The sequence below is a fragment of the Pseudomonas khavaziana genome (assembly GCF_036704165.1).
In the GTDB taxonomy this organism is placed as follows: Bacteria; Pseudomonadota; Gammaproteobacteria; order Pseudomonadales; family Pseudomonadaceae; genus Aquipseudomonas; species Aquipseudomonas khavaziana.
This window is the reverse complement of record NZ_CP129946.1, coordinates 937,727-955,918: the sequence shown is the minus strand read 5'-3', so window position 1 is coordinate 955,918 and position 18,192 is coordinate 937,727. Positions and strand designations below refer to the sequence as shown.

The window sequence follows — 18,192 nt, the reverse complement described above, 5'->3', positions numbered from 1 at the left end:
GCCTTGAATGAGCCCACGCTACGCTCAATTGGCCTTGGCCTTGATGCTACCGTGCCTGCCCGTGGGCATGGCGATGGCAGCGCCGGGCAATTGCAGCACCTTGGGCCAGTTGCCCGCCGTGGTCGAGGTGGGCGAAGGCTTGCAAACCGAGCTGCAATCGCCGGTCGCAATCACGCGCCTGGCTATTGGTGACCCGAAGATCGCCGATGTGCGGGTCAATGGCGAGCGTAACTTCCTGTTGACCGGTGTGGGCAGTGGCGCCACCAGCCTGATGGTATGGACGGGCTGCTCGACCGCGCCGCGCCAGAGCATGGTGTTCGTCAAGGGCAAGGCCACCTCGGCACTGACCAGCCAATCGCTGTCGCCCTCGGAAGACCCGACGCTGCCCAGCCAGGTACAGACCGATATCCGCTTCGTCGAGGTCAGCCGCACCAAGCTCAAAGAGGCCAGCACCAAGATCCTCGGCATGGGCAAGAATTTCTTCCTCGGCAGCCCCGACCTGCTCTCCCCAGCGGAGAGCGTGTTCAAGCTGCCGGTGAGCGCTGACAGTTTCAACATCGGGTTTGGCGGTGGCCGGGTCAAGGCGTTGATCAACGCCCTGGAAAGCAGTGGCTTTGCCTACACCTTGGCCCGCCCTAGCCTGGTGGCCATGAGCGGCCAGAGCGCGACCTTCCTGGCCGGTGGCGAGGTGCCGATCCCGGTACCCAGTGCCGGCAGCGATACCATCTCCATCGAGTACAAGGAGTTCGGCATCCGCCTGACCCTGACGCCCACGGTGATCGATCACAACCGCATCGCCCTGAAAGTCGCACCGGAAGTCAGCGAGCTGGATTACAACAACGCGATCCAGATCGAGGGCATCCAGGTGCCCGCCCTGACCGTACGGCGCACCGACACCAGCGTGTCACTGGCAGACGGCGAAAGCTTTGTGATCAGTGGCCTGATCAGCAGCACCAACCGCTCCACCATCGCCAAGCTCCCGGGCCTGGGTGATATCCCGATCATTGGCGCGTTTTTCCGCGACTCCAATATTCGCAGCGAGGAAAAAGAGCTGCTGATGATTGTCACCCCGCACCTGGTCCGGCCATTGGCGGCCAACGCACAGTTGCCGTCGTTGCCCGGCGAAAAACTGCGCAACTATGACCCGAACTGGTTCCGCCTGTTCTTTCTTGAAAACGGCAACTTCGACCGTCGCAGTGGACTTTCCCAATGAGCGATAGCCTTGGCCAGACCTTCCTGGCAATCACCCGCAACAGTACCGACCTGGAGTGGCTGCAGGGCGCGCTGGCCCCGCTTGGACAAGTGATCAGCGTCGGCGGCGGCAGCCTGGATGAATTGCTCGCATTGGTGGACGTGACCTTCGCCAACCTGGTGTTCGTGGGCCTGGACCGCGAGCACCTGGTGGCGCAGAGCGCCCTGATCGAAGGCGCCCTGGAAGCCAAGCCAATGCTGGCGGTGGTCGCCCTCGGCGACGGCATGGACAACCAGTTGGTACTCAACGCGATGCGCGCCGGCGCCCGGGATTTTGTCGCCTATGGCTCACGCTCCAGCGAAGTGGCCGGGTTGGTGCGCCGCTTGAGCAGGCGCCTGCCGCCCACTGCGCCGAACGCCCACCTTGGCGGCCTGACTGTGCTGTACGGAGCCCAAGGCAATACCGATGGTGCCCTGATCGCCAGCCACCTGGCGATGGTGGTGCAAAAGAGTGGCCAGCAGACACTGCTGCTCGACCTCGGCCTGCCGCGGGGCGACAGCCTGGCGCTGCTGGGCCTGGAAAGTACCTTCAATTTCGGTGACGCCTTGCGCCACCTGCGCCGCCTTGACACCACACTGATCAACAGCGCCTTCACCAGCACCGATGAAGGCCTGCGCATCCTCGCTTATGCCGCCAGCGACGAGCCCCTGGAAGTGACCAGCGCCGCCGAGCTGTACATGTTGCTCAGCGCTTTGCGCCAGCACTTCCAGCACATCGTCGTGAACCTGACCGGGCAAGCCGACAGCGAAGCGTTGCGCACCTTTGTCAGCCACTGCGACAAGCTGCTGTGGTGCACCGACCAAGGCGTGCTCGACTGCCGGCGCAACCTCGCGGTGCTGAACCTGTGGCGCGAAAAAGGCATGAAGCTCGATCATGCCAAGCTGCTCGTCGACCGCTACATCAAAGGCTGCGCACCCGACACCGAAACCCTGGAAAAAAGCTTCGGCCTGGAGTGCATTGCGGTGCTGCCGCTTAGCCCTGAAGTGCGCCTGAATGCCAAGAACCAAGGGCAAAGCCTGTTCACCCTGGCCCCGCGCGAAGCGTTGACCCACACCTTGCGTCAGTTGGGCGAGCGCCTGGCAAAACGTTCCGAGGGCATGGAAAAACCGTCAACGCGCTGGTTCGAACGTCTACTGGGGTCAGGTCGATGAACGGTGAAAAACTCTTCGGCGCCCCCACTCGCGGAGCCGCCGGGCGCAACGACCATGACAGCCTGAAAATGGTGCTGCATCGTTACATCATCGATGCCATCGAAGAGACCGGGCAGAACCTGCTGGAAGGCTCGCGTCAATCCCTGGCGCAATTTGTCATCGACAAAGTGGCCGAGTACATCACACGCATGCACCTGGCGATCTCGCGTTATGAGATGGAGCGCCTGGCCGAAGAAATCGTCGATGAACTGACCGGTTTTGGTCCGCTGGAAGTGCTGCTGCGCGATGCGTCGGTCACCGAGATCCTGGTCAACGGCCCGCACCGGGTATTTATCGAACGTGACGGCGTGCTGTACCAGAGCGACCTGCGCTTTATCGATGCGCACCATGTGGAGCGGGTGATGCAGCGTATCCTCGCGCCCCTCGGGCGGCGCCTGGATGAGTCGTCGCCGATGGTCGATGCGCGCCTGCCCGACGGCAGCCGGGTCAATGCGATCATCCCGCCGATCGCCTTGGACGGCCCCTGCCTGTCGATCCGTAAATTTCGCAAGGACATGCTCAAGAGCAGCGACCTGGTGGCGATGCAAACCATCGACCAGAGCATCTTCGAGTTTTTCCAGGAGGCCGTGGGCAAGCGCTGCAATATCCTCATCAGCGGTGGTACCGGGACCGGCAAGACCACGCTGCTGAATATTCTCAGCCAATTGATCAACCCCCACGAGCGCCTGGTCACCATCGAAGATGTGGCCGAACTGCAACTGGGCCACCCCCACGTGGTGCGCCTGGAAACCCGCCCGCCCAATGCCGAAGGGCATGGCGAGGTCAAGGCCAGCGACCTGATTCGCAACGCCCTGCGAATGCGCCCGGACCGCATCATCCTCGGCGAGATTCGCGGCGTCGAAGTGCTCGACGTGATGACCGCCATGAACACCGGCCATGACGGCTCCATGAGCACCGTGCACGCCAACAACGCCCAGGACGCGCTGCTGCGCCTGGAAACCCTGGTGGGCCTGACTGGGCGTGTGGTGGCGGAAAAAACCCTGCGCCAAATGATCTGTGCCGCACTGGATGTGGTGATCCAGCTGACGCGCCTGCCCGATGGGCGCCGCTGCGTCAGCGAGGTGGTGGAAGTGGTCGGTGTGCGCGACGACGTGTATGTCACCAATACCCTGTTCCGCTTCGACCGCCGCGCCGGCTTTGGCTTCCTGCGCGAAGCGTTGCACCCGGCCGGCGACAAGCTGCGGCGCGAAACGCCATTGCCGTTATAGGGGGGGCGTCATGACCGGACCCATCTTGCTGCTCATCTGCGTTCTGCTGGTCAGCCTGTCCATCTGGCTGTTCCAGCGCGGCCTGCGCCAGGCCGGCACCGACCGCGTGCTGGAGCGCCTTGCCGATGGCCAGCCCGTGCCTCAGGAATCGAACAGCAACTGGGTCGCCATGGAGCGGATGTTCCAGCGCGCCGGCCTGGGCAAGCCCACTGACCGCCTTGGGCTGTGGTTAAGCGGCTGGGCGGCTGCCATGGTGCTGGGCTACCTGCTGGCCGACTGGCTGGGCCTGCTTGCCATGCTGCTGGTGCCGCCGTTGCTGTTGCGCCTGTACATCGCCTGGCGCTATCAGCGGCGTGTGCAACGCATGATCGAACAACTACCGCAATTGCTCGACCACAGCGTGCGCAGCCTCAAGTCCGGGCGCACCCTGGCCGATGCCGTGCTGGGTGCAATTGAAAGCACCGAGGCGCCCCTCAAGCAAGCGATGAGCCGCATCCAGCGCAATGTGCAAATGGGCGTGAGCCTGCCGGAGTCCGCCAGCGATTTTGCCGAGTTCTACGAGCGCGATGAGTTTCGCCTGTTTGCCCTGGGCCTGAAGGTCAACCACCGCTACGGCGGCAATGCCAGCGAGTTGCTGGAAAACCTGATCAAGATGATCCGCGAGCGCGAGCAGGGTGCGCGCCAACTCAAGGCCATGACCGGTGAAACACGCATGACCGCGTATGTATTGGCAGGGTTGCCCATCGCCATGGTCGGCTACTTCCTGATGGTCAACCCGGGCTACCTGATGAGCATGTGGAATGACGGAACCGGGCGCTATCTGCTGCTCGGTGCGGTAGCGCTCGACATCACGGGCACCTTCGTAATGTGGCGCATGTTGCGGAGTATTTGAGATGGCCATCCTGATCAGCCTCCTACTGTTACTCGCCGCCGTCGTGTTGATCGCCGGCAGCCTTCTGGAAAAACGCCGCCGCCAGCGCACGGTCAACCAACGCCTGCAAGGCCAACTGGCCCGCGAAGACAAACTTGGCAGCCTGATGCGCCAACTGGGCGCCAGCGCGGTCGCGCAACGCTCGGTCAGCCTGGACAACGAAACACAAACCCTGCTCAACCGCGTCGGCTGGCGTAAGCCCAACCAGCGCTCCATGTTCGCCGCCTGCCAGGTCGGCGTGCCCATCGTGCTGCTGGGCCTGACTGTGCTCGGCCAACAGCTGCTGTTTGCCCATGCGGGCTCGCCATGGATCGCGCCGGCCATTGCGTTGGGGGTCGGTTACCTGTTGCCCAAGCGTGTGTTGGTCCTCAGTGCGAAATACCGCCAGGAGCGCATCGCACGGGAGATTTCCACATTCATTCCGTTGCTGCGCATCCTGTTCGAATCCGGCATGGCGGTTGAACAGTCGCTGCGGGTATTGAGTATCGACGCCCAGCGCCTGCTTCCGGACCTCACCCATGAACTGCGCCTGATCCTGGCACGGGTCGACTCGGGTCTGGAGTTGTCGGAGGAACTGGGCAAGACCGCGCGCCTGCTGGCCGTAGACGAGTTCACCGACACCTGCATCATTCTCCAGCAATTGATCCAGCAAGGTGGCGGCGCCATGAAGTCGCTGCTGGCGCTCAAGCAGTTGCTCGATGACCGCCGCCTGACCCGCTTGCAGGAATACATCTCGAAGATGTCGGCGAAGATGTCCGTGGTGATGATGGTGTTCCTGTTTCCCGCCCTGCTGACTGTGCTTGGGGGGCCGGCCTTTATCGCCATCGCCCGGGCCTTGAATAACTTCTGAGGAGCTTGCCATGAAGCCACTGTTTGTCGCCTTGAGCCTGCTGATGCTGGGCGGCTGTGTCAGCAATGGCCAGGTCCCATGGGCCGGATTGCTGCAGCCCGGCAGTTGCCCCAAGCCCAGCTCGGACCAGGAGCTTTCATTGAACCTGGCCGATGACATGGCCAACGAGGGCAAGCTGCACGCCAGCCTGGCCAACCTGCAGGGCCTGCCCAATGCCCTGCCCCAGGTTCGCCAGCGCCAGGCCCGGGCCTACCGCTTGCTGGGCCGCACCGAAGCCGAGCCGCTGTACCGCAGCCTGTTGGGCACATGCCTGGCTGCCGATGGCGAGCACGGCCTGGGGCAATTGGCCTCGGCCAAGGGCGACAACGGCCAGGCCATGGCCCACCTGCAACGTGCTGCAAAACTGGCGCCCACCGACGAGAAAATCCGCAATGACCTGGGCGTGGTGTACCTCGATCAGTTGCGGCTGGAAGACGCCCGTTTCGAATTCATGACCGCCATCGAACTCAAGCAGAGCGATCAATTGGCAGCGGTGAACCTGGTGACCTTGCTGATCTATCAGGACAACTGGGGGCAGGCCGCAAAAGTGGTCGGCCAGCTCGGGCTGAGCCCCGAGCAGGTCACCGAAGCCCAGGCGCGTGCACAACAACTCAAGGGTTCACGCACGGCACCGGTGCGCTCAGCCAAAGACCAGGTAGCGACGGTCAGCGACACGCTGCCGGCACCTGTGAAATAGGGAGTCGATGATGAAAATCCATTACCTCGCCGGCCTCGCAGTGTTGGCACTGCCGCTCATGGCATCGGCCATCGAAGCCGGGCCGTCTTCTCCACGGCAGGCGGAAACGGAAAACTGGATGGCGCTGCAACTGAGCGGCCGCGCGGCCTCGGCCAATCCGCAGAAGGCCACGCCGGCAGAACGGGAGCAGGCTCTCAAGCGCTGGCTGGACAGTAACAAGCACCCGATCCCGGAGTTCTTTGATCAGAAGGTGGGTGGGTCTGCACAGGGTGGGAGCAAATAACCAAGCCCATATCCCACTGTAGGAGCGAGCTTGCTCGCGAAGACCTCCACGACACCGCGTTTATGCAGGATTCACGCGTTATCGTTGACGTTTTTCGCGAGCAAGCTCGCTCCTACATTATTGGCGCAGGCGCTGGACCTTCAGTGCGCTGTCACCCGCTGGCGTATCGCCGAGTTGCTGGGTGACAACGCCAGCGCCAACTGGGTGCGGTTGTGCATATGGGTCAGGCGCAATACCTGGGACACATACAACTTGACCGTGTTCTCGGTGATCCCCAGGTCACAGGCAATCTGGTAGTTGGTCTGGCCCTTGCCCACCAGGCGTGCCACATCCAGCTGGCGCGGTGACAATTGGTTGAAGATTGCCGGGATTTCCAATGGCCCGGCGTCATCGGCCAGCGGCTCGCCATCAGTGTCCTTGGATGGGTTGCGACGCGCCTTGTCCAGGTCCATATACAAGTCGTTGATGGATTCGGACAAATACTGCAGCTTTTGGTTAAGCGTGCCCAGTTGCAAGTCTTTTTGCCGTTCCTCCAAGGCCGCTTCCTGGCGCTTCAAGCCTTCAAGCAGCTCGTCGAGATTGATCGGCTTCTGGTAGTAATCAGCGATCCCCGCGCGCAGGGCCTTGATCACATCCTGCTTGTCGGCACGCCCGGTGAGCATGATCGCTTCGAACGCACGATGTTTGCCAGCGACCTGTTGCAGGGCCTGCACCAGCTCGATGCCGTCCATGCCCGGCATATGCAGGTCACACAGCACCAGGCCTATCAGGGGGTCGTCGTCGAAGCGTTGGATAGCCTGTTGGCTGGACTCGCATGGGACACAACGGTACCCGCTGCTTTCGAGAAATTCACAGAGCTCCTCCACGATCAGGGGTTGATCGTCGACCACGAGCACTTTTACCGCAGATGTGAGCTTGTTCACGCGCTACTCCATGCCTGGCAAGCCAAAGAGGACCCATCCTTTTTGACGAAAAATCCTATACAACCACTCATTAAACGTAGACGTACTTTCCAACTATGTACATAGCATTAATCAACTCGCGCGCTTAATGGATCCAAAGCCAACACCCGACAAAACCTGTCAACACGAAAGGCGCAAAAGGCTGTTTTTTTGACACTTTTTCTGCCCGCCCAACCTGGCTCGAGCTAAGCCCTTGATGCACAAATATCCAGGCCAGCATGGCGACCGCGGCGCCGATCAGCGACCCCAACAGAATGTCGGTATTGGACGCCAGGCCCAGGGCGGCGAGCAGCTTCACATCCCCCGCGCCGAAGCGGCCCAACGCATAACCGGGCAGGGTCAGTATCAGCGCCAGAACCAACGCCAGGCCTCCTTCGCTGCGGGGCGCACCGACCCAGGTCGACCCTGCCCACAGCAGGTAGATCAACGCCAGCAAACCAGCCCCCAAGGTCAGCGTATTGGCAATCTGGCGCTGGCGAATATCCTGCACTGCACACAGGCCCAACCACAGCAGAATCACTACATAGTGGATCACGTAAAAAACATCCCTTTTTGCCGAATGATTCTATGCTGATATCAGGTACTCGCCTCAGGGTAGACGCAGTCATGAAATCAGGCTTCCCGAGAAAGCAAAAAGGTGCGGCGGCCATCGAGTTTGCCTTGGTCTTCGTGATCTTCTTTGCGGTGTTCTACGGCATGCTCAGCTACAGCTTGCCGCTGCTGTTGATGCAGTCCTTTCATCAGGCGGCCGCGGAGGGTGTGCGCCGCAGTGTGTCCCTGGATCCAAGTACCGCAGGCTATTCGGCACTGGTGGTACAGCGCGCCAAGGATGCGGCGCAGGCTCAATTGAACTGGATCCCCGGCTCGTTGAAGTTCTTGCCCGGCTACATCACCGCCACCTACACCAATAATTTGCTGACGGTAAAAATTACCTACCCCTCGGCCAATATCAAAGCGGTGCTACCGGCCTTGGTATTGCCCGGGGTTGGCAGCGTACCGAACCTGCCCGCCAACCTAACCGCCACCTCGAGCCTGCAGTTTTGACGGCAGGGGATAAATTGTTCGCGCGCCTGCGCGGGCGCCACAGCGCGCCGGCCATGATCGCGCTGGGCCTGCACCTGCAACTGGACAACCTGGGCCAGGTGCTGAGCATCGCTGGCACCTTGCAACCCTTGCTCACCCAGCACTTCACCCACACAAACACCCCGCCGCTGCACGCCTTGCTGTGCGCCAACAGCGCATTGAGTGTCGAGGGCACACCGCAGCAATGGCAACGCCACGGCCTGGACCTGGACTTTCAGGGTGCCGGCGGCCAGGTCCTGCATACCCGCGGCTGGATGGAGCCCGAGGGCGACGGCTGGGCCCTGCACTTGCTGGATATTACTGACCTGCTGGCCGACCGGGCATTGGAACAGCAGCGCGAACAGAACCATCAGATCGCCGGCCTGATGAACGAACAATTGCGCGTGTGCAGCCTCAACCGCCTGCCCCAGGTATTCAACGAGCACCTGCGCACCGTCGCTCAGCGCTGGCGCATGCCGTGCGTGGCCATGGCGCTGCTCGACGAGGAGGACCAAGGCTGGCGCATCTACAGTCAATATGCCGCCCATGATGCGCCGGCCCTGTGGCAAACCGGGCAACACTTGGGCACCAGCCTGGACAGCATCAACGGCAACACGCCGCTGAGCCTCGACATTGCCCAGGGCCGCAGTGACAACCCGCGCCTGCGCAGCGTGTTTGGCAATGCCGATGGCTTCCTGGTGCCTTACCGCGACAGCCAGGGCGTCGCGGCGTGGTTGCTGTGTGGCTTCTACAGTGGCCAGGCGCAACACACCCGCGAGCGCGATTGGCTCAACTTGTGTGCGGCCCTCGCCGCCCCGCTGCTCAGTCGCCTGCGTGAACAGCGTCATCACCAGCAACTGGAACGGCTGGAAGCCCTGCAAGGCCTGCTCGGTACCGGCTGGTGGGAATTGTTGCCCGCCACCCAGGAAATCCAGCTGGCGCCACAGTTGCTGCGCAGCCTGAGCCTGGAGCAAGGCCCCACCCGCCAGGCTCTCGCCACCTGGCTCGAACTGATCCACCCGGCCGACCGCCAAGCCCTCAACAGCCGCCTGCAAGACCTGCAAGCCTTGGGCAAACCCTTGCTGACCAGCGTGCGTCTGCAGCGTACGGAGGCCGAGCAGGCGCCCCTCTGGTACCGCATACAGGGGCAAGTGCTGGGAGTCGGGAATGAGCGGCGCTGGATCGGTTTCATGCTCGACATCAGCGACATCAAAAATCAGCAACTGCAAGCCGCCGCTGCCCATGCGCGCCTGGACAACCTGATCGCCAGCTCACCGGCGGTGATCTATGTGCAGCGCTACGTCAACGGCGCGCTGCATCCGGCGTTTTTCAGCGACAGCCTGCTACCACTGCTGGGCTGGACCCTGGCCGACTGCAACCTCGACACCCTGGCGGCGCTGATCCACCCCGATGACCGCGAACTCTACTTTGAACGCACTCGCCAATTGCTGCGCGAAGGCAACGTGCGCAGCCGCTATCGGCTGCGTGACAAACAAGGCCACTACCACTGGCTGCTCGACGAAGCCAAACTGTTGCGCGACGACCTCGGGTTGCCGGTGGAGGCCGTAGGCTTGTGGCTGGACGTGACCGAGGCGACCCTGGCCGCTGAACAGGTGCGTCAGAGTGAGGAGCGCTATCGCATCCTCGTGGAAGACTCGCCGGCAATGATCTGCCGCTACCGCCCCGACCTGATCCTGACCTTCGGCAACACCCCGTTGGCCAACTACCTGGAATGCCTGCCCGCCCAACTGCCCGGCGTCGACCTGGGCCAATGGCTGTCGGATGAACAGCGCGCCGCCTTTGTGCAGCGCATTGCGCGGCTGACCCCGGAATTCCCGGTGAGCACGGCTGAAATCAGCCTGCAACTGCCCGGGCGTGAACATGCCTGGTGGGTGTGGTCGGACCGTGGCGTGTTTGATCAACACGGCACCTTATTGGAAGTGCAGGCCGTAGGCCGCGACAACACCGAAGTGCGTCGCTCCCAGCAACAACTGACCCAAAGCGCAAAAATGGCCACCCTCGGCGAAATGGCCACCGGCCTGGCCCATGAGATCAACCAGCCGCTGAACGTGATGCACATGGCCGTCGTCAACGTGCTCAAGCGCCTGGGCAATGGCGATGTACAAGTGGATTACCTCACGGAAAAACTCCAGCGCATCGACGCCCAGGTGCAACGCGCGGCACGGGTGGTCGACCATATGCGCGTCTTCGGCCGCCGCTCGGAAATCGAACAGCAACCCTTCGACCCGGCGCAGGCGCTGGAGGGCACCTTGGCCCTGCTCAGTGAGGGCCTGCGCGGCAAAGGCGTGGAAGTACGCATCAGCCCTGCGGACTTCTCGGTGCAGGTCAAAGGCCATGTCGATCAATTGGAACAGGTGCTGATCAACCTGATGGTCAACGCCCGCGACGCGCTGCTCAGCCAACGCGAAAAGCCCCCCGGACTGCGCCCCTGGATTGCGCTGCACAGCGAACATGACGGCCGCCACGTACGCATCTGGGTCGAAGACAATGCCGGCGGGATTGACCCGCGCTTGCTGGAGCGGATTTTCGAACCGTTCTTCACCACCAAGCCAATTGGTGTCGGCACCGGGCTGGGGCTCTCGGTGAGCTATGGGATCGTGGAAAACATGGGCGGACGCCTGAGCGTCAGCAATGGCGAGGCAGGCGCGAAATTTTGCGTGGAATTGCCCATCGTACCGGATCAAATCACCAGGTAAGCCCGACCCATGTGGCAGGTAAGGTTGGCACCGACTTCGGCGTTGCCGAGGTTGATGCCCAGTGCACTTAACAGGCCATCCACAATCGGGTCGAGCACTGGCGACAAAATGTTCTTGATCGCGGTTACCAGCGTATTGGTAATGGTCGCGAGTAAGCCCGACACCGCCGGTAGGATGCCGCCAGGGGCACTGCCGGTTGGGGCAACATAATTTACCTGGATCGCCCCCAAGGTATTGACCAGCCCTTTGACCACCTCTGTCGAGGGAGGAACAGACTTGTAGGTGGGCGCCAGATTCATGTCGTTGACCGGAGAAAACAGCAGACTTTGACTCGTCCCTCCCACGGTCGCATGGACGACGGATAGGGATAAGCTACCGCCTACGCCTGCCTTGCGTGGACCACAGCCAAATATCCCCTTGCAGGTCTGTACGCCAATATCCACGAGGGCTACAGGATTCACTTGGGATTTTACTGCGGAGGAAAAGGCCTGCGCTGCATCCACTTTTCCTACAGAAACATCCGCAAGCGCAGTCTCAACCTGAACAGTCAGTGATTTCGCCGCATTGCTCGCACAATTGAAATCCGTAACATGGCTTCTCGCGCTGGCCACCTCGATATTGATATCCAGGCCGCTCAACAACTGAACATCGGTGTGATCACAAGGCTTCAAAATCAGGCACAACACTGGATCCAGCAAGCTCATCAAATTCAAATGCAACAGGTTATTCACGACACCTGTCACCGGCGTGGTGATGGCGGAAACCGCAGACGTCAGCCCATTAATGCCATTCAACACAGGCAGCTGAATAGACACCAACGTACGCACTTGTGCGGTGCGCACAAAGATCTGATCGGTCGGCGGGTTATTCGACAAGCCCTTCTTTGCCAGCGCCGGGTTGCCAATGGCCGACAACTGCGGCGGCTCAATGACTTTGGTCTGGATCGACACATTGCCCACCAGCGGAATAGCGAGCTGCGCCGCCGCACTCACGGCGTTCTTGCTGCTGGATAACTGCGCCACTGCTTCGAGCAACTGAAACAGTTGCACATTGGAATTCAGCGCCGCCGTCGGGGTGCCGGTGGCGATATCAATCAGGTCGCCCACCGTCAACAGCTTGGTGTTTGGCGCAATGGCTTCTATCGAAATCACGTCGTTGATAACCGCGGTGACCGCCGCGCCATTTTTCTGCAAGACCTTCACCGCGGCGTCGATCAACTGGGTGGCGGAGACGGCCGTGCTGAGTAGCGCATCGTAATCGCCGGCCTTCACGTTCAGGTCGATCGCCAACTGGTCGAGGTAACCGAGCAGGTTGACGTTGGTCTGCAGCAAGCCGTTCCAACTCGCCGCCGTGAGCGACAGGCTGCCGCCGAGCAGGTTACCCATGACCAGATTAAGCAGGGGGGATTTACTTGAGTCGACGCTGGCCAGGCTGCTGCGGATTGTCAGTTGCGCTACCGGCGGCGGTGTAGCCGCTACGGCAGTAGCGCTCAGGTTGAGTTGCGGCGTGAGCGGCGCACCACTGAACAGGTTCCACAAGCCGTTGGCGATGCTGGTCATCACGGTGTGGGAGACCACCACGCGAATCGCGTCGCTCTTGGTAGCATCTGCGGTAAACACGCGGGTGTTGGCGGCATTGGTCGCCAGGGTGCCGCACGTCACGGCCAGGGTGCGGCCATTGCCGACCACGAAACCGTTACGCGAGGCATTTTGCGCGGCATAAGCGTTGGCCGTAGTGTTGGTGCCGCATTGGCCACCGAGGCCAGCCGCTTCCAGCGCCGACGTATCGGCAACCGACTGCAGCTTGCGTTTTTCCAGGTACAAACGCCCGCTGTCGACCGCCAGCAACGTAAACACCAGGGCCAGCGCCAAGGTGCCTGCCGTCATCAAGCCAATTGCCCCACGCTGCCTGGAACCGAATCGGGGAGACATCGAAGCACTCCTGCGCTAACTCACCGGGGTTGCATTGGAGTGTAGACAAGGGACAGGCAGGTTGCTGGCAACTCGCCACATTGGCGACTGGCGGAGATGCCCTAATGCTGTAGGAGCGAGCTTGCTCGCGAAAAACTCACAGGCGCCACGTTGATTCAGGAAGCACGCGTTATCGTTGACGTTTTTCGCGAGCAAGCTTGCTCCTACAGGGGGTAATCAGTGCGGTGGGTAGTTGGAGAGGATCTTGGTCACAGTGCTGCGGATAGCCTTGCTGCGGTCCTCTGGATTAGGCGTGCTGGCCATCATTTGCTCGTCGCTGCCGCGCCAAACCAACTTGCCGTCCTTGCCGTCGAGCAGGTCGATCTGGATGGTTGCCACTTTGTAGGTGATGTTGCGTGTTTCGTTGTACATCGGTGCGCCCCAGTAGCCATTCCAGGGTCCGCCCCAGGCGCCGCCATAGTTGGTGGTGACTTGTTGCTGGCGGTCTTCGACGATCAGGTAGGCCTGCACATTCAGGTCCGCCTTGGTGCCGGCCGCTGCGGGGCGCAGGCCGCGCTGGTCAAGCTGTTCGCCCACGGCTTGGCGGATGCGTTGCTCGGTAAGGTCGCTCTTGATTCGCGGATCATCCGGGCGGTACTGCAATGCCGGGTCTTTCCAGGCCCAATTGCGGTAGGCGCCGAAGTCTCGGCTGGCGTCGAAATCGTGATTGACCTGGTTGCTCTGGCAACCGCCCAGCAACACAACGACAGCAAGTGCAGCGATACGACGAAACATGGCACTTCTCCAAAAACAACGTGAGCCTGAAATGAGAATAGCTGCTAACTGGGCGGATAGGCAGCCATTGCTTTCTGCATCGCCTTGCGCAAGCTGTCGGCGCGTTCGCTCAGGCTGCCCTGGCTGGTGGTTTCCGCGCTGGTGCTCCACACCGGCTGGCGGGTGCGGGCGTCGAACAGGCTGATACGCGCCACTGCCACCGTCACTTCATAGGTGCGCACCACGGGCACGCTGTTGTACATGCCATAGCCGTTGCCGTAGCGGTTATAGCCGCCGTAACCGTAGCCATAGTCGTCCTGCACCTGGCGCAGGCGTTTCTCCAGGCGTACATCGGCGCTCACCAACAAGTCGGGTGCACGCTTGTCATGCAAGGGGCGCAGGCCGCGCTGGTCGAGGGCGCCGCTGACCGCTTCGGCAATTTGCGCCGAATCGGCCCAGGCCGTGCCCGCGGGCAATTGGCCGTTGAGCCAGCCCCAGCTGCGGTAGGCGCCATAGTCGCGCGCGGGCGCCGGGTAGGCACTGGCATCAAAAGTAGTGGCCGCCTGGGCCGGAGCCGGCGGCATCTGTGCCGACGTGGCGACATAGGGGTTGGGGCTGGAGCAAGCCCCCAGACCGAGCGATAACAGGATCAAACAGAGACGACGCATTTCGACCTCCGCAGGCTGGGCCGCTTAAACCGGACGGCAGACCCAGTGCAAATAACGCCCAAGTCCGGCAAAGCTTGGGTGACGACGGTGAGCGAGCTCCATCTCCAATAAATCCTGCAAATCGGCGCGGGCCTGGAACTCCATCGGCATATAGTCGTGAAACACCCGCACGCCACTTTGGCTTTCGACCTGCCACATCCCTTCGAGTTGCGCCGCCAGCTCCCGTGGGTCGAGGGGCTGTTGCGGCGTAAGGCTCTGCTTTTCACCGGCCATGTCGTTCTTGCGCATTTTGCGGAAGTGGCCTTTGAGCAGGTTGCGGTAGATCAACGCATCACGGTTGTAGAACGCCAGGGACAACCAGCCGCCGGGCAGCGTCAATTGGTGCAGCACCGGCAATATGGCGTGGGGTTCGGCCAGCCATTCCAGCACGGCATGGCACAGCACCAGATCGTAAGGCTCGGTGAGCTGGCCGGGCAAGTCTTGCCAGGGCGCATGGATAAACGTCGCGGTCTGGCCGGCGTCGGCAAAGCGCTGGCGCGCGCCTTCAAGCATCGGCGCGGCGGGCTCGGCCAAGGTTACCTGATGGCCACGCTCGGCCAGCCCCAGTGACATATGCCCCAGGCCCGCGCCGATATCCAGCACGCGCAACGGGCGCTGTGGCAAGGCTTCGGCCAGGTCGGCCTGGAGCACCGCCAGGCGAATCGCGCCCTTGGCGCCGCCGTAGATTTTTTCCGCGAAACGCGTGGCCAACTGGTCGAAATGACGATCACTCATGGGCAAACCGCCGTTCGCTGTCGGCCAGCTTGGCGCGCACGACTTCGTTCATATCCAGGCCCAGTTCACTGCACAGCAACAGCAGGTACAACACGATATCGCCGACTTCCTGGCCCGCGTGGGCGAGTTTGTCGGCGGGAAGCTGGCGGGACTGGTCTTCGGTAAGCCATTGGAAGATTTCCACCAGCTCGGCCATTTCCACGCTGGCGGCCATGGCCAGGTTTTTCGGGCTGTGGAATTGCTTCCAGTCGTTGGTATCGCGGATACGGTGCAGGCGTTCGGTGAGGTGTTCGAGGTTCATTGGGGGACTCCTGAATGGGTATAGCTTCAGGGGGATGGGGAATGAAGGCAAGTGAATAGCGGTGGTGTGCTCAAGGCCGCCATCGGGGGCAAGCCCCCTCCCACACTTTGATTTGTGCATACTTTCAAAATGTGGGAGGGGGCTTACACCCCGATGAGGCCCTAATCAACAACGCTGAACTCAAGCCTGGCGGTTTGCCCAGCCTCATCCAGAACGCTTAGCTGATAGCGGCCCAACCGCTCGAAACTGGCATTGATATTATCCTGATTGGCGCTATCACCCAACGGCGCGCCATTGAGGAACCACCAACGCCGACCACTGCCGCCCAGGGCGGAGATTTTCAGGCGCAGGGTTTGTTGGCTGGCAGCCGGCAAGCGCAGTTGGTCGCCTTCGCGTACGCCGACGATGGACAACGGCGACGACGCGGCCAGCGCCGGTGGCGGGCAGTCCGGGTCAGGGGCCGGGATGCGTGCTTCACGGCGTTCGACCCTTGGCAACCAGGGCTCCAGCGGCGCCGGCCACAGGGCAATGTTTTTGACCTGTGCGCCAGGGCAATGGGCGTCGACCCGCAAGCCCTTGGCGTTGACCCAGATGCTTTCCATCAAGCCTACGCTCAAGGGTTGGTCCAGTGCCTGCAAGGTTGGCGGCGTGGTGTTGTCCAGGGTCCAGGCAAACCGCTGACGCCGGCAATTGGGGTCGCTGCGGGCCATGGGCTGGCCCATGGGCCAACAGATCGCTGCCACGCCGATATTCGCCGGCACCGGTTTGACCGGCGCACTGATGCCGCGCTGGCTGTCACGATTGGTCAGTACGTCATGGACCTGCAACATCAACGGCGCTGCCGATGCGAGGCCGAACTGGCCCGGAACCGGTGTGCCGTCCGGACGGCCAATCCATACACCGATCAAATAACGCGGGCCCACGCCAATTGCCCAGGCATCGCGAAAGCCATAGCTGGTGCCGGTTTTCCACGCCAGCACCGGGCGTTGCACCAGCTCCGCTCGCGGGTCGCGGTCGGGCCGTGCCTGGCCGCTGAGGATGCGCCGCACAATCCAGGCCGCCCCGGGTGAAAGCAATGGCCGCTCCCTGAGCGTATCGTCCGGCTGCAGTCGCAGGGTGGCGCTCTTGCCGTCACGGGCCAAGGCGCTGTAGCCGCTCACCAGGTCTTCGAGGCGACTGCCCGCGCCACCGAGGATCAGCGCCAGGTTCGGCTCGGCCAGCGCCGGCAGCGCCAACGGCATGCCGCCGATGCGCATCTGTGCGGCAAAACGCTTGGGCCCGTAGGCTTCCAACAATTGCACCGCCGGCAGGTTCAACGAGCTGGACAGCGCCGTGCTCGCCGGCACGGCCCCGGTAAAGCCCATGGAAAAATTTCCCGGCCGGTAATCGCCATAACGCCTGGGCACGTCCTGCAACAGCGACTCGGAGTGGATCAGACCATCGTCCAGGGCCATGCCATACAGGAAGGGTTTCAACGTGGAGCCGGGCGAGCGCAGCGCGCTGATCATGTCCACATGGCCGAAGCGCTTGGTGTCGTTGATATCCACCGAGCCCAGGTAGGCGCGCACCGCCATGCTTTCTTCCTCGACCACCAAAATCGCTGCCGAGGTGTGCTCCGGCAGCCGTGCGCGCCAGCCCAGCAGCAAGTCTTCGAGACGCCGTTGCAAGGTGGCATCCAGGGTGGTGCGGATCAGCGGCGGGCTGTCCGGACGGTTGAGGCGGCGTGCGAGTAATGGCGCCAGGCTCGGTTCCAGGCGCGGGGCGAGCAGCAGCGGTTCTTCCAGGGCTTCATCGACCGCCGATTGCGGCCATACCTTGAACTCGGCGAGGCGACGCAGCACCTTGTCGCGGGCCTCCTGGGCGCGCTGCGGGTGCCGATCCGGGCGCAAGCGACTCGGCGCCTGGGGCAATACTGCGAGCAACGCGGCTTCGGCGTGGGTCAGTTGGGACGGCGACTTGCCCAGGTACGCCCAACTCGCCGCGGCCACACCCTGCAACGTACCGCCGAAGGGCGCACGGTTCAGGTACAGGTTGAGGATTTCGTCCTTGGACAGGTGCCATTCCAACTGCGCAGTGCGCCACAGCTGACGCAACTTGCCGTGCAGGGTGCGCGAATGCGGGTCGAGCAAACGTGCGACTTGCATCGACAAGGTGCTGCCGCCGGAGACCACCCGTGCACCTGTGAGGTTTTGCCACGTCGCCCGTACCAGCGCCAACGGGTTGACCCCGGGGTGCTGGTAGAACCAGCGGTCTTCGTAAGTGAGCAATGCATCGAGATAATACGGCGACACTTCGCTGGTATGCACCGGATAGCGCCACACCCCATTGGCATCGGCAAACCGCCACAGTGGTGTGCCATCCTCGGCCAGCACCACCCGGGCCAAGTCGTCCTGGGGCAAGGGCAATGGCCAGATCCGATCAGCCAGCCACAGCAAGGCAATCACCAACAGCAGGCTCGCCAGGGTCCAGCGGGCAACAAAACGCAAATTCAAGCGGGCAAACCTCTATGCTTGTAGGGAACTAGCCTGTGGCAATAACGACCAAAGGCACAGT

General features: G+C 62.1%; 17 protein-coding genes. 9 read left to right on the top strand and 8 right to left on the bottom strand.

The window, feature by feature from the left end:
* The first annotated feature begins 7 nt into the window (after positions 1-7).
* From QYQ93_RS04100 to QYQ93_RS04070, 7 genes are read left to right on the top strand one after another with little or no spacing between them, the layout of a single operon-like run.
* Positions 8-1,213, top strand: a complete 1,206-nt coding sequence (locus QYQ93_RS04100) for a type II and III secretion system protein family protein (RefSeq protein WP_043049502.1) — start codon at positions 8-10, stop codon at positions 1,211-1,213.
* The gene (locus QYQ93_RS04095; protein ID WP_043049501.1) at positions 1,210-2,403 is read left to right on the top strand and encodes an AAA family ATPase; all 1,194 of its coding nucleotides are present in this window, start codon (positions 1,210-1,212) and stop codon (positions 2,401-2,403) included. The genes QYQ93_RS04100 and QYQ93_RS04095 overlap by 4 nt, the downstream gene beginning before the upstream one ends.
* Positions 2,400-3,671, top strand: coding sequence for a CpaF family protein (locus QYQ93_RS04090; protein ID WP_043049500.1), 1,272 nt, complete (start codon positions 2,400-2,402; stop codon positions 3,669-3,671). Before QYQ93_RS04095 ends, QYQ93_RS04090 begins: the two co-directional genes overlap by 4 nt.
* Positions 3,672-3,681: 10 nt before the next feature.
* On the top strand, positions 3,682-4,563 hold the full coding sequence (locus tag QYQ93_RS04085; RefSeq protein WP_338476391.1) for a type II secretion system F family protein: 882 nt from the start codon (positions 3,682-3,684) through the stop codon (positions 4,561-4,563).
* 1 nt (position 4,564) lies between these two features.
* Positions 4,565-5,452 carry a type II secretion system F family protein gene (locus tag QYQ93_RS04080; protein WP_338476390.1) on the top strand — a complete coding sequence of 296 codons (888 nt, stop codon included), beginning with the start codon at positions 4,565-4,567 and terminating at the stop codon, positions 5,450-5,452.
* Positions 5,453-5,462: 10 nt separating this feature from the next.
* Positions 5,463-6,188 carry a tetratricopeptide repeat protein gene (locus tag QYQ93_RS04075; RefSeq protein WP_338476389.1) on the top strand — a complete coding sequence of 242 codons (726 nt, stop codon included), beginning with the start codon at positions 5,463-5,465 and terminating at the stop codon, positions 6,186-6,188.
* A 10-nt stretch (positions 6,189-6,198) separates the two neighbouring features.
* On the top strand, positions 6,199-6,471 hold the full coding sequence (locus QYQ93_RS04070; protein ID WP_217881394.1) for a DUF3613 domain-containing protein: 273 nt from the start codon (positions 6,199-6,201) through the stop codon (positions 6,469-6,471).
* Positions 6,472-6,611: 140 nt separating this feature from the next.
* Here the strand turns inward: QYQ93_RS04070 and QYQ93_RS04065 are convergent, their stop codons facing one another.
* A complete protein-coding gene (locus QYQ93_RS04065; RefSeq protein WP_043049495.1) occupies positions 6,612-7,394 on the bottom strand; it encodes a response regulator transcription factor in 783 nt (260 codons plus the stop codon).
* A 124-nt stretch (positions 7,395-7,518) separates the two neighbouring features.
* The gene (locus QYQ93_RS04060; RefSeq protein ID WP_338476388.1) at positions 7,519-7,968 is read right to left on the bottom strand and encodes a prepilin peptidase; all 450 of its coding nucleotides are present in this window, start codon (positions 7,966-7,968) and stop codon (positions 7,519-7,521) included.
* A 71-nt stretch (positions 7,969-8,039) separates the two neighbouring features.
* On the opposite strand from QYQ93_RS04060, the gene QYQ93_RS04055 reads away from it, so the two are divergent.
* Positions 8,040-8,477 (top strand): TadE/TadG family type IV pilus assembly protein, encoded by a 438-nt coding sequence (locus tag QYQ93_RS04055; protein ID WP_046070734.1) that lies wholly within the window; start codon positions 8,040-8,042, stop codon positions 8,475-8,477.
* Positions 8,474-11,212 (top strand): PAS domain-containing sensor histidine kinase, encoded by a 2,739-nt coding sequence (locus tag QYQ93_RS04050; protein WP_338476387.1) that lies wholly within the window; start codon positions 8,474-8,476, stop codon positions 11,210-11,212. The genes QYQ93_RS04055 and QYQ93_RS04050 overlap by 4 nt, the downstream gene beginning before the upstream one ends.
* On the opposite strand, the gene QYQ93_RS04045 is transcribed toward QYQ93_RS04050, so the two are convergent.
* The 6 genes from QYQ93_RS04045 to pbpC form a co-directional block, all read right to left on the bottom strand.
* Positions 11,197-13,143 carry a pilus assembly protein TadG-related protein gene (locus QYQ93_RS04045; RefSeq protein WP_338476386.1) on the bottom strand — a complete coding sequence of 649 codons (1,947 nt, stop codon included), beginning with the start codon at positions 13,141-13,143 and terminating at the stop codon, positions 11,197-11,199. The two genes, QYQ93_RS04050 and QYQ93_RS04045, sit on opposite strands and share 16 nt — an antisense overlap.
* Positions 13,144-13,359: 216 nt before the next feature.
* Entirely contained in the window at positions 13,360-13,917 is a 558-nt protein-coding gene (locus QYQ93_RS04040; RefSeq protein WP_034117535.1) for a DUF4136 domain-containing protein, read from the bottom strand.
* A 44-nt stretch (positions 13,918-13,961) separates the two neighbouring features.
* Positions 13,962-14,564, bottom strand: a complete 603-nt coding sequence (locus tag QYQ93_RS04035) for a DUF4136 domain-containing protein (protein ID WP_338476385.1) — start codon at positions 14,562-14,564, stop codon at positions 13,962-13,964.
* A gap of 24 nt (positions 14,565-14,588) precedes the next feature.
* The gene (locus QYQ93_RS04030) at positions 14,589-15,338 is read right to left on the bottom strand and encodes a methyltransferase (protein ID WP_338476384.1); all 750 of its coding nucleotides are present in this window, start codon (positions 15,336-15,338) and stop codon (positions 14,589-14,591) included.
* Positions 15,331-15,639: a MazG-like family protein gene (locus QYQ93_RS04025; RefSeq protein ID WP_003188211.1), complete on the bottom strand. Its 309-nt coding sequence runs from the start codon at positions 15,637-15,639 to the stop codon at positions 15,331-15,333. Before QYQ93_RS04025 ends, QYQ93_RS04030 begins: the two co-directional genes overlap by 8 nt.
* 161 nt (positions 15,640-15,800) lie before the next feature.
* Positions 15,801-18,131, bottom strand: coding sequence for a peptidoglycan glycosyltransferase PbpC (gene pbpC / locus QYQ93_RS04020; RefSeq protein ID WP_338476383.1), 2,331 nt, complete (start codon positions 18,129-18,131; stop codon positions 15,801-15,803).
* Between the last annotated feature and the right edge of the window lie 61 nt (positions 18,132-18,192).

What these genes read in the sequence shown, in the direction of transcription:
- QYQ93_RS04100 (WP_043049502.1), top strand. Translation starts at nt 8, where the DNA reads ATGAGCCCACGCTACGCTCAATTGGCCTTGGCCTTGATGCTACCGTGC.
- QYQ93_RS04095 (WP_043049501.1), top strand. Translation starts at nt 1,210, where the DNA reads ATGAGCGATAGCCTTGGCCAGACCTTCCTGGCAATCACCCGCAACAGT.
- QYQ93_RS04090 (WP_043049500.1), top strand. Translation starts at nt 2,400, where the DNA reads ATGAACGGTGAAAAACTCTTCGGCGCCCCCACTCGCGGAGCCGCCGGG.
- QYQ93_RS04085 (WP_338476391.1), top strand. Translation starts at nt 3,682, where the DNA reads ATGACCGGACCCATCTTGCTGCTCATCTGCGTTCTGCTGGTCAGCCTG.
- QYQ93_RS04080 (WP_338476390.1), top strand. Translation starts at nt 4,565, where the DNA reads ATGGCCATCCTGATCAGCCTCCTACTGTTACTCGCCGCCGTCGTGTTG.
- QYQ93_RS04075 (WP_338476389.1), top strand. Translation starts at nt 5,463, where the DNA reads ATGAAGCCACTGTTTGTCGCCTTGAGCCTGCTGATGCTGGGCGGCTGT.
- QYQ93_RS04070 (WP_217881394.1), top strand. Translation starts at nt 6,199, where the DNA reads ATGAAAATCCATTACCTCGCCGGCCTCGCAGTGTTGGCACTGCCGCTC.
- QYQ93_RS04055 (WP_046070734.1), top strand. Translation starts at nt 8,040, where the DNA reads ATGAAATCAGGCTTCCCGAGAAAGCAAAAAGGTGCGGCGGCCATCGAG.
- QYQ93_RS04045 (WP_338476386.1), bottom strand. Translation starts at nt 13,143, where the DNA reads ATGTCTCCCCGATTCGGTTCCAGGCAGCGTGGGGCAATTGGCTTGATG.
- QYQ93_RS04040 (WP_034117535.1), bottom strand. Translation starts at nt 13,917, where the DNA reads ATGTTTCGTCGTATCGCTGCACTTGCTGTCGTTGTGTTGCTGGGCGGT.
- QYQ93_RS04035 (WP_338476385.1), bottom strand. Translation starts at nt 14,564, where the DNA reads ATGCGTCGTCTCTGTTTGATCCTGTTATCGCTCGGTCTGGGGGCTTGC.
- QYQ93_RS04030 (WP_338476384.1), bottom strand. Translation starts at nt 15,338, where the DNA reads ATGAGTGATCGTCATTTCGACCAGTTGGCCACGCGTTTCGCGGAAAAA.
- QYQ93_RS04025 (WP_003188211.1), bottom strand. Translation starts at nt 15,639, where the DNA reads ATGAACCTCGAACACCTCACCGAACGCCTGCACCGTATCCGCGATACC.